The sequence below is a fragment of the Streptomyces violaceusniger Tu 4113 genome (assembly GCF_000147815.2).
Classification (GTDB): domain Bacteria; phylum Actinomycetota; class Actinomycetes; order Streptomycetales; family Streptomycetaceae; genus Streptomyces; species Streptomyces violaceusniger_A.
On record NC_015957.1, the window covers coordinates 485,741 to 501,273 of the forward strand.

Sequence of the window (15,533 nt, forward strand, 5' to 3'; positions counted from 1 at the left end):
GTGTGAGATGAACCGCCGGGCTACGGCGGTGTAGCTCTCAGCAGCGGAAGATCTGGAGGATGACGGGCAGCTCGCCCGATCTCGACACCGGAACGGCTTGCCGTTCGGTGATCGATGTGGAGATGGCGGTACGCGGCACCGGAACACCGGTATCGCAACCGCACACACATCCGTATTTGCCGCTCGGTGTGGGAGCGGTCAGCGGGGCCCGTCCGCGGAGCCCCTTGCAGTCTTCTGTTCCGTTGTCGCCGTGCGCGGCGACCGACGATTCCGTGGCCGGCCGCGGATCGGCTGAAGCGGTGACGCTGCTCGTTTCGGGATGGATGACCTGCGCGGACGCGCAATCAGCCGCGATGAAGAGGGCAAGCAACACGGCTACCGCCGTTACCAGTGCGTGAGCGGTATGCCGAATGCTCCTCACCATCGCCCCCCTCCCGTACGTATAGACACCGACCCCCATTGTGTCCATGAGACCGTGACCATTTGCAAGTCGATATGTAACCGACTTGTGAACTCGGAGTCATCGAACAGGACTGCTTGGTTCCGGGCGCCCCCATAGGCGCTGGCGCAAAGCGGCCTCCCGGTCACGCCGGGTGGCGCGAAAATATTAATTCATCGAACGACGAATAAGTAATTCATAAGAGCCAGGGGGAATCGGCCACCCGTGGGAAGATGGCGGAGAACACACATGCAGCACAGCACGACCCGCTCAGGTATGAGGAGAGCCGCACTATGACGGAGAAGGTCGCCGTGCTCGGCACGGGAAAGATCGGTGAAGCCCTTCTCAGCGGAATGATCCGAGGTGGCTGGTCACCGTCCGACCTCCTGGTCACGGCCCGCCGCCCCGAGCGCGCCGAGGAGCTCCGTTCGCGCCACGGCGTCGAGGCCGTCTCCAACGCCGAGGCGGCCAAGTCCGCCGACACCCTCATCCTCACCGTCAAACCGCAGGACATGGGCGCCCTGCTCGATGAGCTCGCCCCACACGTCCCCGCCGACCGGCTGGTGATCTCCGGCGCCGCCGGCATCCCCACCTCCTTCTTCGAGGCGCGCCTGGCCGCCGGCACCCCGGTCGTCCGTGTGATGACCAACACCCCCGCACTGGTCGACGAGGCCATGTCCGTCATCTCGGCGGGCAGCCACGCCACCGAGGAGCACCTCGCCCACACCGAGGCGATCTTCGGCGGCGTCGGCAAGACGCTGCGCGTCCCCGAGTCCCAGCAGGACGCCGCGACCGCCCTCTCCGGCTCCGGCCCGGCCTACTTCTACTTCCTCGTCGAGGCCATGACCGACGCGGGCATCCTGCTGGGCCTGCCCCGCGACAAGGCCCATGACCTGATCGTCCAGGCGGCCATCGGCGCCGCGGTGATGCTGCGCGACAGCGATCAGCACCCGGTCAAGCTGCGGGAGGCCGTGACCTCCCCGGCGGGCACCACGATCAACGCCATCCGCGAGCTCGAGAGCCACGGGGTGCGCGCCGCGCTGATCGCCGCGCTGGAGGCGGCCCGCGACCGCAGCCGCGAGCTCGCCTCCGGGAACGGCTGACGCCGACCAGCCGCTTTGCTCAGGCGGGCGGCAGCAGTCCGACCGCCGCATACGCCTCGTCCACCCGGGGCCGGGCCAGCCCACGCGCCCGCTCGGCCCCGGCCCGCAGCACCCCGTCCATATAAGAGGGGTCGGCGCACAGCTCCGCGTGCCGGGCCTGAAGCGGCCGCAGCAGTTCCAGCACCGCATCCGCCGTGGCCCGCTTCAGCGCCCCGTACGAGCTGAACTCCTCGGCCAGCACCTCCGGCTTTCCATCGGTGCACGAGGCGAGCACATCCAGCAGATTGGCCACCCCCGGCTGCTCCGTCCGGTCGTACCGCACCTCGGTTCCGCTGTCCGTGACGGCCCGCATGATCTTCTTCCGCACCATGTCCGGCTCATCGAGCAGATAGACGATGCCCGCCGTCTCCGCATGCGACTTCCCCATCTTCGAGGTGGGGTCCTGCAGATCCATCACCCGCGCCGAGACCCGCGGCTGAGTGGCCCGAGGCACGGTGAAGACCGGTCCGTACCGCTGGTTGAAGCGTTGCGCCAGATCCCGGGCCAGCTCGACATGTTGCGTCTGGTCCTCGCCGACGGGCACCTCATGCGTGCCATAGACGAGGATGTCGGCCGCCATCAGCGCCGGATAGGTGAGCAGCGACAGCCGTACGCTCCGCCCCCTCGCCTGTTCCCGTGCGACCTTCTCCTTGTACTGGATCATCCGCCGCATCTGGCCGTCGGTGGCCGTGCACTCCATGAGATAGGACAGCCGCGCGTGCTCGTCCACCTGGCTCTGGACGAACAGCGTGCACTGCTCGGGGTCGAGCCCCGAGGCCAGCAGCAGCGTGGCGGCCTGCCGGGTGAGCCGCCGCACCCGTGCCGGATCGTGCTCCACCGTGAGCGCGTGCAGATCGACGACGCAGAACAGCGCGTCGGCACGGTGCTGGTCCTCCTGAACCCACCGGCGTACGGCCCCGAGGTAGTTGCCGAGGGTCAGATGCCCACTCGGTTTGATCCCACTGAAGATCCGGCGTCGCGCCGTCTTCGTCTCCGTCATCTCTCTGCCATCTCCCGCTGTGTCGGGACCGCCGACCCGGCCGGCCGGGCTTCGCGGGGAGGGAGCTACGCGAACGGCCGCCGGAGCGGCGGCCGTGGTTGCGCATGTGTTGATAGAGGCGGCCGCCGTCAGGCGGCCCACCACCGTGGGTGCACACATGCGCTCGTCATGCCCTGGACGGTACGCCCTGACGGGGCGTCCGGCCATGAGTTTGATGGTCCTCGAGGCGTCGTGTACTGTTCACCGAGTTGCCACGGAGCCCTGCGGGGAAACGCGGCAGCCACTCGAGCCGCACCGGCGGCAAACCACTTCTGCACGGTCCCTCATCGGGATGGATTTCGGCATGCCGGAATTCGGATCGGGAAGCTCGATTATGAGCTTCCGGGGGAATCCGCTAAAGTAGTGATCACGCCGGAAGGCGCGAAAGACCCCGCTCCAGCAGGGGGCCGGAAACGGAATTCGGACCGGAAACGGAACGGAAAACGGGTCTGGTAAGGTTGGAAACACCGAAGGGAAGCGCCCGGAGAGACCGGTGAAACGGTTTCAAAGGAAGCGTCCGTTCCTTGAGAACTCAACAGCGTGCCAAAAGTCAACGCCAGATATGTTGATACCCCGTCCATCTCGGACGAGGTTCCTTTGGAAAAATACACAGCGAGGACGCTGTGGGCGGACTGGATTATTCCTCCGGTCTGCTCCGCTCTCGTGACTGTGTGACCGGGATATCCCGGAAGCATTCACGGAGAGTTTGATCCTGGCTCAGGACGAACGCTGGCGGCGTGCTTAACACATGCAAGTCGAACGATGAACCGGTTTCGGCCGGGGATTAGTGGCGAACGGGTGAGTAACACGTGGGCAATCTGCCCTGCACTCTGGGACAAGCCCTGGAAACGGGGTCTAATACCGGATATGACACGCTCCCGCATGGGATGCGTGTGGAAAGCTCCGGCGGTGCAGGATGAGCCCGCGGCCTATCAGCTTGTTGGTGGGGTGATGGCCTACCAAGGCGACGACGGGTAGCCGGCCTGAGAGGGCGACCGGCCACACTGGGACTGAGACACGGCCCAGACTCCTACGGGAGGCAGCAGTGGGGAATATTGCACAATGGGCGAAAGCCTGATGCAGCGACGCCGCGTGAGGGATGACGGCCTTCGGGTTGTAAACCTCTTTCAGCAGGGAAGAAGCGAGAGTGACGGTACCTGCAGAAGAAGCGCCGGCTAACTACGTGCCAGCAGCCGCGGTAATACGTAGGGCGCAAGCGTTGTCCGGAATTATTGGGCGTAAAGAGCTCGTAGGCGGCTTGTCACGTCGGATGTGAAAGCCCGGGGCTTAACTCCGGGTCTGCATTCGATACGGGCAGGCTAGAGTTCGGTAGGGGAGATCGGAATTCCTGGTGTAGCGGTGAAATGCGCAGATATCAGGAGGAACACCGGTGGCGAAGGCGGATCTCTGGGCCGATACTGACGCTGAGGAGCGAAAGCGTGGGGAGCGAACAGGATTAGATACCCTGGTAGTCCACGCCGTAAACGTTGGGAACTAGGTGTGGGCGACATTCCACGTCGTCCGCGCCGCAGCTAACGCATTAAGTTCCCCGCCTGGGGAGTACGGCCGCAAGGCTAAAACTCAAAGGAATTGACGGGGGCCCGCACAAGCGGCGGAGCATGTGGCTTAATTCGACGCAACGCGAAGAACCTTACCAAGGCTTGACATACACCGGAAACCTCTGGAGACAGGGGCCCCCTTGTGGTCGGTGTACAGGTGGTGCATGGCTGTCGTCAGCTCGTGTCGTGAGATGTTGGGTTAAGTCCCGCAACGAGCGCAACCCTTGTTCTGTGTTGCCAGCATGCCTTTCGGGGTGATGGGGACTCACAGGAGACTGCCGGGGTCAACTCGGAGGAAGGTGGGGACGACGTCAAGTCATCATGCCCCTTATGTCTTGGGCTGCACACGTGCTACAATGGCCGGTACAATGAGCTGCGAAGCCGTGAGGTGGAGCGAATCTCAAAAAGCCGGTCTCAGTTCGGATTGGGGTCTGCAACTCGACCCCATGAAGTCGGAGTCGCTAGTAATCGCAGATCAGCATTGCTGCGGTGAATACGTTCCCGGGCCTTGTACACACCGCCCGTCACGTCACGAAAGTCGGTAACACCCGAAGCCGGTGGCCCAACCCTTGTGGGGGGAGCCGTCGAAGGTGGGACTGGCGATTGGGACGAAGTCGTAACAAGGTAGCCGTACCGGAAGGTGCGGCTGGATCACCTCCTTTCTAAGGAGCACATAGCCGACTGCGAGCGCATGTCTCGCACGGTTTGCTCATGGGTGGAACGTTGACTATTCGGCACGGCCGTCTGGTCCGCTGTCTCTAGTACTGCCCCTCGGGGCGTGGAACGAGACCGCTGGATGCAGGGGGTCGGGCCGGGCACGCTGTTGGGTGTCTGAGGGCACGGGCTATGACGCTCGTCCCTTTCGACCGGTCCCGGTGAACCACATCAATGGGTGTGGGTGACGGGGTACGGGTCGTTGTTTGAGAACTGCACAGTGGACGCGAGCATCTGTGGCCAAGTTTTTAAGGGCGCACGGTGGATGCCTTGGTACCAGGAACCGATGAAGGACGTGGGAGGCCGCGATAGGCCCCGGGGAGCTGTCAACCGAGCTTTGATCCGGGGGTGTCCGAATGGGGAAACCCGGCAGTCGTCATGGGCTGTCACCCATACCTGAACACATAGGGTATGTGGAGGGAACGCGGGGAAGTGAAACATCTCAGTACCCGCAGGAAGAGAAAACAACCGTGATTCCGGGAGTAGTGGCGAGCGAAACCGGATGAGGCTAAACCGTATGTGTGTGATACCCGGCAGGGGTTGCGCATGCGGGGTTGTGGGAATGAGCTTCAGTCGTCTGCCGGCGACTGGGCGAGTTAGAAACCATTGCGATAGGCGAAGGACATGCGAAAGGTCCGGCAAAGAGGGTAAGACCCCCGTAGCTGAAATTGTGATGGCTTGCTTGCTCATCTCCCAAGTAGCACGGGGCCCGAGAAATCCCGTGTGAATCTGGCGGGACCACCCGCTAAGCCTAAATATTCCCTGGTGACCGATAGCGGATAGTACCGTGAGGGAATGGTGAAAAGTACCGCGGGAGCGGAGTGAAATAGTACCTGAAACCGTGTGCCTACAAGCCGTGGGAGCGTCGCGCAGGGATTCGTCTCTGCGTCGTGACTGCGTGCCTTTTGAAGAATGAGCCTGCGAGTTTGCGGTGTGTTGCGAGGTTAACCCGTGTGGGGAAGCCGTAGCGAAAGCGAGTCCGAATAGGGCGACATAGTAGCGCGCTCAAGACCCGAAGCGGAGTGATCTAGCCATGGGCAGGTTGAAGCGGAGGTAAGACTTCGTGGAGGACCGAACCCACCAGGGTTGAAAACCTGGGGGATGACCTGTGGTTAGGGGTGAAAGGCCAATCAAACTCCGTGATAGCTGGTTCTCCCCGAAATGCATTTAGGTGCAGCGTCGTGTGTTTCTTGCCGGAGGTAGAGCACTGGATAGGCGATGGGCCCTACCGGGTTACTGACCTTAGCCAAACTCCGAATGCCGGTAAGTGAGAGCGCGGCAGTGAGACTGTGGGGGATAAGCTCCATGGTCGAGAGGGAAACAGCCCAGAGCATCGACTAAGGCCCCTAAGCGTACGCTAAGTGGGAAAGGATGTGGAGTCGCAGAGACAACCAGGAGGTTGGCTTAGAAGCAGCCATCCTTGAAAGAGTGCGTAATAGCTCACTGGTCAAGTGATTCCGCGCCGACAATGTAGCGGGGCTCAAGCGTACCGCCGAAGTCGTGTCATTGCAGCATTACCCCCAACGGGGGCTGTGATGGGTAGGGGAGCGTCGTGTGCCGGGTGAAGCAGCCGTGTAAGCGAGTTGTGGATGGTTCACGAGTGAGAATGCAGGCATGAGTAGCGATACACACGTGGGAAACGTGTGCGCCGATTGACTAAGGGTTCCTGGGTCAAGCTGATCTGCCCAGGGTAAGTCGGGACCTAAGGCGAGGCCGACAGGCGTAGTCGATGGACAACCGGTTGATATTCCGGTACCCGCTTTGAAGCGTCAACGTCGAACCAGGCGATGCTAAGTCCGTGAAGCCGCCCTGGAGCCTTCGGGCAAAGGGGAGTGGTGGAGCCGACGGTCCAGACCTGTAGTAGGTGAGTGATGGGGTGACGCAGGAAGGTAGTCCAGCCCGGGCGGTGGTTGTCCCGGGGTAAGGGTGTAGCCCGAGGGGTAGGTAAATCCGTCCCTCATGTGGGTGAGACCTGATGCCGAGCCGATTGTGGTGAAGTGGATGATCCTATGCTGTCGAGAAAAGCCTCTAGCGAGTTTCATGGCGGCCCGTACCCTAAACCGACTCAGGTGGTCAGGTAGAGAATACCGAGGCGTTCGGGTGAACTATGGTTAAGGAACTCGGCAAAATGCCCCCGTAACTTCGGGAGAAGGGGGGCCATTGTTGGTGATCACCCTTGCGGTGTGAGCCGGTGGTGGCCGCAGAGACCAGCGAGAAGCGACTGTTTACTAAAAACACAGGTCCGTGCGAAGCCGTAAGGCGATGTATACGGACTGACGCCTGCCCGGTGCTGGAACGTTAAGGGGACCGGTTAGTCACATTTCGGTGTGGCGAAGCTGAGAACTTAAGCGCCAGTAAACGGCGGTGGTAACTATAACCATCCTAAGGTAGCGAAATTCCTTGTCGGGTAAGTTCCGACCTGCACGAATGGCGTAACGACTTCTCGACTGTCTCAACCATAGGCCCGGTGAAATTGCACTACGAGTAAAGATGCTCGTTTCGCGCAGCAGGACGGAAAGACCCCGGGACCTTTACTATAGCTTGATATTGGTGTTCGGTTCGGCTTGTGTAGGATAGGTGGGAGACTGTGAACTCTGGACGCCAGTTCAGGGGGAGTCATTGTTGAAATACCACTCTGGTCGTGCTGGATGTCTAACCTGGGTCCGTGATCCGGATCAGGGACAGTGTCTGGTGGGTAGTTTAACTGGGGCGGTTGCCTCCTAAAGGGTAACGGAGGCGCCCAAAGGTTCCCTCAGCCTGGTTGGCAATCAGGTGTTGAGTGTAAGTGCACAAGGGAGCTTGACTGTGAGACCGACGGGTCGAGCAGGGACGAAAGTCGGGACTAGTGATCCGGCGGTGGCTTGTGGAAGCGCCGTCGCTCAACGGATAAAAGGTACCCCGGGGATAACAGGCTGATCTTCCCCAAGAGTCCATATCGACGGGATGGTTTGGCACCTCGATGTCGGCTCGTCGCATCCTGGGGCTGGAGTCGGTCCCAAGGGTTGGGCTGTTCGCCCATTAAAGCGGTACGCGAGCTGGGTTTAGAACGTCGTGAGACAGTTCGGTCCCTATCCGCTGTGCGCGTAGGAGTCTTGAGAAGGGCTGTCCCTAGTACGAGAGGACCGGGACGGACGAACCGTCTGGTGTGCCAGTTGTCCTGCCAAGGGCATGGCTGGTTGGCTACGTTCGGGAGGGATAACCGCTGAAAGCATCTAAGCGGGAAGCCTGCTTCGAGATGAGGACTCCCACCCACTTGATGGGTTAAGGCTCCCAGTAGACGACTGGGTTGATAGGCCAGATATGGAAGCCGGGTAACCGGTGGAGTTGACTGGTACTAATAGGCCGAGGGCTTGTCCTCAGGTGCTCGCGTCCACTGTGTTGGTTCTGAAGCAACGAACCGTATTGAACCCCCCTCTTGTTTGGGGTGTGGTTCCGGTTCAGCTTTATAGTGTTTCGGTGGTCATAGCGTTAGGGAAACGCCCGGTTACATTTCGAACCCGGAAGCTAAGCCTTTCAGCGCCGATGGTACTGCAGGGGGGACCCTGTGGGAGAGTAGGACACCGCCGAACAAATATTAAGAAAAGCCCGGTTGGGAGCTTCGGCTCTCAACCGGGCTTTTCTCATTTCAGTTTGTAGGCTGGCCTCATGCGCTATGACCTGGTCATCTTCGACAACGATGGAGTGCTCGTGGACAGCGAGTCCATCTCCAATCGGATTCTCGCCGCCTACCTCACGGAGTTGGGGCACCCCACCAGCTACGAGGACTCCATACGCGACTACATGGGCTCCGCCATGCATCGCATCCACGAGCTGGTCCTCGAGCGTTGGGGCCGGCAGCTGCCGTCGGACTTCGACAGCACCTTCCACGGCCGGGTCTTCGACGCCTTCCGCCAGGAGCTGCAGCCGGTGGCCGGGGTGTCCGAGGTGCTGGAGAAGCTGCGGGCCGACGGGATTCCGTACTGCGTCGCCTCCTCCGGAAGCCATGAGCGCATCCGTGTCGCCCTCCGTACGACCGGGCTGTACGACCTCTTCGGTGAGGACCACATCTTCAGCTCCGAGGACGTGGGCCGCGGCAAGCCCGCCCCGGATCTGTTTCTGCACGCGGCCGAGCGGATGGGGGTGGCGCGCGGGCGCTGTGCCGTCGTCGAGGACAGCCCGCTCGGGGTCCAGGCAGCCGTGGCCGCAGGGATGGACGTGTACGGCTACACGGCCATGACACCCGCCGCCAAGCTCGCCGCGGCCAGCGACCGTTTCGTCCACATGGCCGAACTGCGAGGGTTGCTCACCTCTACCCACAAGTAGTTCGGGGCCGTACGCTCCACGGCCATGACGGATTCGCGTCCGAGCCGCCGACTTCGGCAGGGCCGGGCCTCATTGGCCATCAGTTTCTTCGTCCAGGGCGCGATCTTCGCTCTGCTGGTGACGCGCATACCCGCGCTGCAGGATCGGTACGGGATATCCGATGGGCTGCTGCCCCTCTTCCTGGCCGCCGTGCCGATCCTCGCCGGTGCGGGCAGCGTCGGCACCGAGCATCTCGTCAAGCGGATGCGTCCGGGGCTCGTCCTCCGCGTGGTGCAGCCCATCGTCTCCGTCGCCCTGCTGGCCGCTGGATCGGGTACGACGGTATGGCAGCTCGCGGCGGCTCTCGCGGTGTTCGGGCTGACCGTCGGGGCGCTCGACGCGTCGATGAACATGCTCGGAGTGAGCCTGCAGCGCGCGTACGGCCGCAGCATCATGCTCGGCTTCCATGGCGCGTACAGCCTGGGCGGGATCGCCGGGGCCTCGCTGGCCTGGGTGGGCGCGCACTGGGACCTGTCGCTGCCCACGCTCTACGCACCGCTGGTGGCCACCCTGGTGCCCGTCGCGCTGATCGCCGGCCGCTGGTACGTGGACCGCCGAGCCGACCACCTGGCCGACCCCCAAGTCGAGCACCAAGCCGACGACCACGGTGCCGCCGTGAGCATGCGGGCGCTGCTGCCGCTCTGTCTCGTCATGGCCTTCGCCTATATCGGGGACTCGACCGTCTCCAACTGGAGCGCCAAGTATCTGGAGGACGTGCTGCACAGCTCCGAGCAGTTGGCCACGATCCCGTACAACGTCTATATGGTCACCACGCTCCTCGGCCGCTCCTTCGGCGACTTCGGGGTGCGGCGCTTCGGCGCGGTCGCCGTGGTCCGGGCCGGGGCGCTGCTCGCGGGCGCCGGTTTCGCGGTGGTCGCGGCGGCGCCCGGCCCATGGGCGGGGATGGGCGGGTTCACGCTGCTGGGGCTGGGGTTGTGCGTGCTGGTGCCGCAGACCTTCGCGGCCGCGGGGCGGCTCTTCCCCGGGGCGTCCGATGCCGCGGTCGCCCGCCTCAACATCTTCAACTACGTGGGCTTTCTCATCGGCTCACCGCTCGTCGGCGCCCTGGGCGGTGCGTGGAGTTACCGGGCGGCGATGCTGGTGCCGATGGCGCTCGTGCTGGTGACGATCCGGTACGCGAGGTCGTTCACCCCTGTACCAGCCGGATACGGTGACGGGCATGAGCGGCCGCGCACAGTTGATGTGGGATGAGGAAGTAACCGGATACGACTTCGGCGCCGGGCACCCGATGGACCCGGTGCGGCTCGCGCTGACCATGCGGTTGGTGCAGGCGTACGGGCTGGACCGGGCGGTCCAAGTGGTGGCCGCCAAGCCGGCCGGGGAGTCGACGCTGCGCCTGGTCCACGGGCAGGAGTACATCGAGGCGGTACGGCGGGCCTCGGCCGCCCCGGAATCGGCGGACGGTTCGTACGGCCTGGGGACGATCGACGATCCGGCCTTCGCGGGGATGCACGAGGCGTCCGCGCTGATCGCCGGGCAGTCGGTCGGCGCCGCCGAGGACGTATGGCGCGGAGAGGCGCTGCACGCGGTGAACTTCGCGGGCGGGCTGCACCATGCGATGCCCCGGGGCGCGTCCGGGTTCTGTATCTACAACGACGCGGCGCTGGCGGTCGCGCGGCTCCTGGAGCTGGGCGCGGAGCGGGTCGCGTACGTGGATGTGGATGTCCATCACGGGGACGGGGTCCAGGCGGCCTTCTGGGACGATCCTCGGGTACTGACGATCTCGCTGCATGAGCACCCCCGGACCCTGTTCCCGCAGACCGGCTGGCCGGAGGAGGCGGGCGGGGAGGGCGCCGAGGGCTCGGCGGTCAATGTGGCGCTGCCGGCCGGGACCTCGGACGAGGGATGGCTGCGGGCCTTTCACGCGGTGGTGCCGGAGCTGCTGGCGGCGTTCCGTCCGCAGGTGCTGGTGACCCAGCATGGCGCGGACACCCATGTCGAGGACCCGCTGGCCCACTTGGCGGTGACGGTCGACGCGCAGCGGGCGGTCGCCGAGAGCTGTCACCGGCTGGCGCATGAGCATGCGGACGGGCGCTGGGTCGCGCTCGGGGGCGGCGGCTATGCGGTGGTGGACGTGGTGCCGCGGTCCTGGACGCATCTGGTCGCGATCGCGGCGGGGCGGCCGGTCGAGCCCGCCGCGCCGGTGCCGGAGGAGTGGCGGCAGGAGGTGTACCGGCGGACCCGGATGGACGCGCCGCGGCGGATGACGGACGGGCGGGAGCCGAGCTGGCGGGAGTTCGCCGAGTCCGGGTACGACCCCGCGGACCGGCTGGACCAGGCGATCCTGGCGACGCGCCGGGCGGTCTTCCCGCACCATGGGCTGCTTCCGTGAATCGCCCCAGGCAAAGCCTCTCCACGCCGACCGGGAACGCCCGGACGAGGCTCTGACCAAACGGGCGTTACGCCAACCGTGGGGTCTGCCGGCATAACCGGGCGGTCGGCGGGCCGCGTCCGTCAGCATCGGTGACGTGTTGAGTACTGCCGCGCTGCGCGCGCATCTGCTGGCGGCGCGGCTCGCCGGACCCGTGGCGACGAGCCGGGAGGAGAGCCTGCGCCGCTATCGGCTCTTCGCCGCCCGGGACCCCCGGGTGCTGCTCGGTCTGGAGCCCGAATACGACTGGTCCTTTGTGGAATTGCTCAGCCTGATGGGCGCCAAATGCGGGGTTTCGGTCGACCCGGCCAACGTTTCGGGGCCGGATGTGATCGATCCAGAGCTGACGATCGCCGCGCTGCATGCCTTCGCGGACCGGCTGCGCGCCGCCGCCCAGGACCGGCTCCCCGTGCTCCTCGGCACCGGCCATCCCCACCGTCTCCTCGGCTTCTACGCCGCGTTGGCGTCGGCGCTCTCGGCGGCGGGCTGCCGTGTCCTCACTCCCGCGCACGGTAGATGTATCGACATAACGACGCGGTTCGGCGTACGTACCCACCGGCTCGCCTACGTACGAGGTATTGCGATGGTGCAGGCGCCCGGCGCTCGCCCGTCCGTGAGTGAGCCGGGCGCCCACAGCCACTCGCCGCTCCCGGTTCGGGTCGCGCTCGGCTCTGCCGTGGAGTCCGGCGGCCCGCTGCCGGGACTGGTCATCGGGGACCACGGATGGGTCTGCGGTGCAGGTCAGCTCGGCTTTGAGGCCATCGGGCTCGGGGATACGGATGACCCCGCGCTGTTCGTCGGGGAGGCCGAGGGACGGGTGTCCGTCGCCGTTCCGCTTGATGACGCTGTGCGGTCTGGTTACTACCGGCCGCTTACTCGCTATGTACTCAATCGAGCGTGTCTGTCACAGTAGGCGTCCGATCGCTACTCCTCTTCCCCACTTGCATCACCCGCCCCTAACCTGGGGTGGAGCGCGCATGCGACCAGGAGTCACCGGAGGGGAAGCCGGTGCCCGACATGTGCGGAAGGTTCAGGTGTTGTGTCATGGCTGCTGGCGAACGGCCTCTGAACGAGGTTCAGTTTCTGACCGTGGCGGAAGTCGCCTCGGTGATGCGAGTGTCCAAGATGACCGTGTACCGCTTGGTGCACAGCGGTCATCTGCCGGCGATCCGGGTGGGCAGGTCTTTCCGGGTCCCAGAGCAAGCGGTTCATGAATACCTCCGCGAATCGTATGTGGGGGTGGAGTCCGCCTAGGCGCTTTCCGGGCCCGGGGAGGACCCTCGGATTACGTGGTTCGCTCGGTGCCGGGTAGGCTGGCCCGATGTAGGTCGTGTGGGCTCGGACGCCCCGCACCGAGTGAATCGAAGTGAGCGAGGGTAGTCGTGGGCTCTGTTATCAAGAAGCGGCGCAAGCGGATGGCGAAGAAGAAGCACCGCAAGCTGCTCAAGCGCACGCGCGTCCAGCGTCGCAACAAGAAGTAAGCAAGCGACGCTGTGTTCGTCCCGCAGCCCTTCCACCATCGGTGGAAGGGCTGCGGTGCGTATGTGGCACGGGTCTGAGCCACGGTGGCCCCTGTGGCCCCGGCTTAAAACGCGCAGCGCGCGGCGAGTGGCCATCACAGCGCAACATCGAGCGGTTACGGTGTTCCGCACAGCCCAGCTCGGACGAGGGTGGGAAGGAAGGCGCTGATCTTGGGAAAGGTCGTGCTCGTCACCGGGGTCGCTCGCCGCCTGGGAGGCCGTTTCGTCCGGCGCATACAGCGCGAACCCGATGTGGAGCGGGTGATCGGCGTGGACGCCGTGCCGCCCGAACACCACCTCGGCGGCGCCGACTTCGTCCGGGCCGATATCCGGCACCCCACGATCGGGAAACTGCTCGCCGAATACGGCGTCCACACGGTCGTCCACATGGATATCAACGGGACTCCGCTGGGGGCGCGCGGCAATCGCGCCTCGATCAAGGAGACCAATGTCATCGGCACCATGCAGCTCCTCGGTGCCTGTCAGAAGGCCCCGTCGGTGCAGCGGCTGGTGGTGAAGTCCAGCACCAATGTGTACGGCTCGGCGCCCCGCGACCCCGCCGTCTTCAGCGAGACCACCCCGCCCAAATCCCTGCCGAGCGGCGGCTTCGCCAAGGACACCGTCGAGGTCGAGGGATATGTCCGCGGTTTCGCCCGGCGCCGCCCCGATGTCGCGGTGTGCGTGCTGCGCTTCGCCAACATCCTGGGGCCCTGCGCGGACTCACCGCTCGCCGAGTACTTCGCGCTGCCCGTGCTGCCCACCGTCATCGGCTACGACCCGCGGCTGCAGTTCGTCCATGAGAAGGACGCCATCGAGGTGCTGCGGATCGGGGCCTCCGAACCGCGCCGGTCCACGCTCAACAGCGGCACGTTCAATATCGCCGGGGACGGGGTGCTGCTGCTCTCCCAGGCCGCCCGGCGGCTCGGCCGCCCGACCCTGCCGCTGCTGCTGCCCACCCTGCGATGGGCCCGCACCGCGCTGCGGTCCCTCGGCATCACCGACTTCTCGCCCGAGCAGGTCCGGCTGCTCACCCACGGCCGGGTCGTGGCCACCAACCAGATGCGCGAGACCCTGGGATTCGAACCCGAGCACACCACCGCCGGTGCCCTCGCGGACTATGCGCACAGCCGCGGCCCCGGGCTGCTCCCGCCCGAGACCCTCGCCCGTACCATCGATCGGCTCGCCGCGCTGCTGCCCGCGGGCGCCCAGACGTGAGGAGCGCAACCACCATGGCGGACGCCAAGGTCATTCCGTTTGGTGAGGAGCCCCGGTCTTCCCGGAGGAAGGTCCCTCGGCTGGGGCGCGGCGGCCGCTCCCAGGGCTCGCTCAAGCCCGTACCGCAGCAGCGCGACGAGGCGCTCGAACAGCGCCCCCAGACGGCGGCCGCGGCCGTACCGCCCCTGCCGCCCGGCCCGCCCAAGCAGGCCCCGGGCAGCGGCGACTGGGAGCGCAAGCTGGCCCACGGGCTGAGCTTTCTGCGCCGCCGGATCACCGGGGACTACGAGGTCGACGACTTCGGCTACGACCACGACCTGACCGAGCAGGTCCTGATGTCCCTGCTTCGCCCGCTGTACGAGAACTACTTCCGGGTCGAGGTGAAGGGGATCGAGAACATCCCCGACAGTGGCGGTGCGCTCGTCGTCGCCAACCACTCCGGGGTGCTGCCGCTGGACGGGCTGATGCTCCAGGTCGCGGTGCACGACAACCACCCGGCCCAGCGCCATCTGCGGCTGCTCGCGGCCGACCTCGTCTTCGTGCTGCCGGTCGTCAACGAGCTGGCCCGCAAGGCGGGTCACACCCTCGCCTGCTCCGAGGACGCCCAGTTGCTGCTGGAGCGCGGCGAGGTGGTCGGGGTGATGCCGGAGGGCTTCAAGGGGATCGGCAAGCCGTTCTCGGAGCGGTACAAGCTACAGCGCTTCGGGCGGGGCGGCTTCGTCTCGACGGCGCTGCGCGCGGGGGCGCCGATCGTGCCGTGCTCGATCGTGGGCGCGGAGGAGATCTACCCGATGGTGGGGAACGCGAAGACCCTGGCCCGGCTGCTCGGCCTGCCGTACTTCCCGGTCACGCCGACCTTCCCGCTGCTGGGGCCGCTGGGCGCAGTGCCGCTGCCGACGAAGTGGACGATCCAGTTCGGCGAGCCCATCCCCACCGACGGGCATCCGCCGGAGGCGGCGGACGACCCGATGCTGATGTTCAACCTGACCGACCAGGTACGAGAAACGATCCAGCACACGCTCTACAAGTTGCTGGTGCAGCGGCGGTCGGTGTTCTTCTGAGGCTTGCCCGGCGGGCGGTGTGATGTGGCGCGGGCACCTGGTCCGTCGGACGGAGTCCGGCGCAGCTCGGCTGAAGCGGGGGAGGCCTCGGGGCCGCGCTATGCGAGGGCG

The 15,533-nt window shown here is 65.2% G+C and carries 11 protein-coding genes and 3 rRNA genes; 12 read left to right on the forward strand and 2 right to left on the reverse strand.

Annotation, left to right across the window (positions count from 1 at the left end; all coding sequences use genetic code 11):
* Positions 1-37: 37 nt before the first annotated feature.
* Positions 38-373 (reverse strand): hypothetical protein, encoded by a 336-nt coding sequence (locus STRVI_RS47345; RefSeq protein WP_251982541.1) that lies wholly within the window; start codon positions 371-373, stop codon positions 38-40.
* Positions 374-732: 359 nt separating this feature from the next.
* Here STRVI_RS47345 and proC point away from each other — a divergent pair, with 359 nt between their 5' ends.
* The gene (gene proC, locus STRVI_RS02200; RefSeq protein ID WP_014053983.1) at positions 733-1,542 is read left to right on the forward strand and encodes a pyrroline-5-carboxylate reductase; all 810 of its coding nucleotides are present in this window, start codon (positions 733-735) and stop codon (positions 1,540-1,542) included.
* Positions 1,543-1,561: 19 nt separating this feature from the next.
* Here the strand turns inward: proC and trpS are convergent, their stop codons facing one another.
* On the reverse strand, positions 1,562-2,581 hold the full coding sequence (gene trpS, locus STRVI_RS02205; protein ID WP_014053984.1) for a tryptophan--tRNA ligase: 1,020 nt from the start codon (positions 2,579-2,581) through the stop codon (positions 1,562-1,564).
* A 733-nt stretch (positions 2,582-3,314) separates the two neighbouring features.
* Between trpS and STRVI_RS02210 the strand changes: the two genes are divergently transcribed.
* The 11 genes from STRVI_RS02210 to STRVI_RS02255 all read left to right on the forward strand — a co-directional run bounded on the left by STRVI_RS02210 (position 3,315) and on the right by STRVI_RS02255 (position 15,422).
* A 16S ribosomal RNA gene (locus STRVI_RS02210) occupies positions 3,315-4,841 on the forward strand.
* Positions 4,842-5,131: 290 nt separating this feature from the next.
* A 23S ribosomal RNA gene (locus STRVI_RS02215) occupies positions 5,132-8,251 on the forward strand.
* Between the two features lie 94 nt (positions 8,252-8,345).
* A 5S ribosomal RNA gene (gene rrf, locus STRVI_RS02220) occupies positions 8,346-8,462 on the forward strand.
* Together the 16S, 23S and 5S rRNA genes form the textbook arrangement of a ribosomal RNA operon.
* A 76-nt stretch (positions 8,463-8,538) precedes the next feature.
* Positions 8,539-9,195, forward strand: a complete 657-nt coding sequence (locus tag STRVI_RS02225) for an HAD family hydrolase (protein ID WP_014053985.1) — start codon at positions 8,539-8,541, stop codon at positions 9,193-9,195.
* Between the two features lie 24 nt (positions 9,196-9,219).
* Complete coding sequence (locus STRVI_RS02230; RefSeq protein WP_014053986.1) at positions 9,220-10,446, forward strand: MFS transporter; 1,227 nt, start codon at positions 9,220-9,222, stop codon at positions 10,444-10,446.
* On the forward strand, positions 10,415-11,587 hold the full coding sequence (locus STRVI_RS02235) for an acetoin utilization protein AcuC (RefSeq protein WP_014053987.1): 1,173 nt from the start codon (positions 10,415-10,417) through the stop codon (positions 11,585-11,587). Before STRVI_RS02230 ends, STRVI_RS02235 begins: the two co-directional genes overlap by 32 nt.
* A 136-nt stretch (positions 11,588-11,723) precedes the next feature.
* Entirely contained in the window at positions 11,724-12,539 is an 816-nt protein-coding gene (locus STRVI_RS02240; RefSeq protein ID WP_014053988.1) for a phosphatase, read from the forward strand.
* Between the two features lie 131 nt (positions 12,540-12,670).
* A complete protein-coding gene (locus tag STRVI_RS02245) occupies positions 12,671-12,880 on the forward strand; it encodes a helix-turn-helix domain-containing protein (protein WP_014053989.1) in 210 nt (69 codons plus the stop codon).
* A 128-nt stretch (positions 12,881-13,008) separates the two neighbouring features.
* Positions 13,009-13,107 carry a 30S ribosomal protein bS22 gene (locus tag STRVI_RS47350; RefSeq protein ID WP_003948845.1) on the forward strand — a complete coding sequence of 33 codons (99 nt, stop codon included), beginning with the start codon at positions 13,009-13,011 and terminating at the stop codon, positions 13,105-13,107.
* Between the two features lie 210 nt (positions 13,108-13,317).
* Positions 13,318-14,361, forward strand: a complete 1,044-nt coding sequence (locus tag STRVI_RS02250; protein ID WP_043235281.1) for an NAD-dependent epimerase/dehydratase family protein — start codon at positions 13,318-13,320, stop codon at positions 14,359-14,361.
* 14 nt (positions 14,362-14,375) lie between these two features.
* Complete coding sequence (locus STRVI_RS02255; protein WP_014053991.1) at positions 14,376-15,422, forward strand: lysophospholipid acyltransferase family protein; 1,047 nt, start codon at positions 14,376-14,378, stop codon at positions 15,420-15,422.
* Positions 15,423-15,533 lie beyond the last annotated feature (111 nt).

Bases quoted from the DNA above. Each gene is read 5' to 3' on its own strand.
- trpS (WP_014053984.1), bottom strand. From the start codon at position 2,581: ATGACGGAGACGAAGACGGCGCGACGCCGGATCTTCAGTGGGATCAAA.
- STRVI_RS02235 (WP_014053987.1), top strand. From the start codon at position 10,415: ATGAGCGGCCGCGCACAGTTGATGTGGGATGAGGAAGTAACCGGATAC.
- proC (WP_014053983.1), top strand. From the start codon at position 733: ATGACGGAGAAGGTCGCCGTGCTCGGCACGGGAAAGATCGGTGAAGCC.
- STRVI_RS02255 (WP_014053991.1), top strand. From the start codon at position 14,376: ATGGCGGACGCCAAGGTCATTCCGTTTGGTGAGGAGCCCCGGTCTTCC.
- STRVI_RS02230 (WP_014053986.1), top strand. From the start codon at position 9,220: ATGACGGATTCGCGTCCGAGCCGCCGACTTCGGCAGGGCCGGGCCTCA.
- STRVI_RS02225 (WP_014053985.1), top strand. From the start codon at position 8,539: ATGCGCTATGACCTGGTCATCTTCGACAACGATGGAGTGCTCGTGGAC.
- STRVI_RS02245 (WP_014053989.1), top strand. From the start codon at position 12,671: ATGGCTGCTGGCGAACGGCCTCTGAACGAGGTTCAGTTTCTGACCGTG.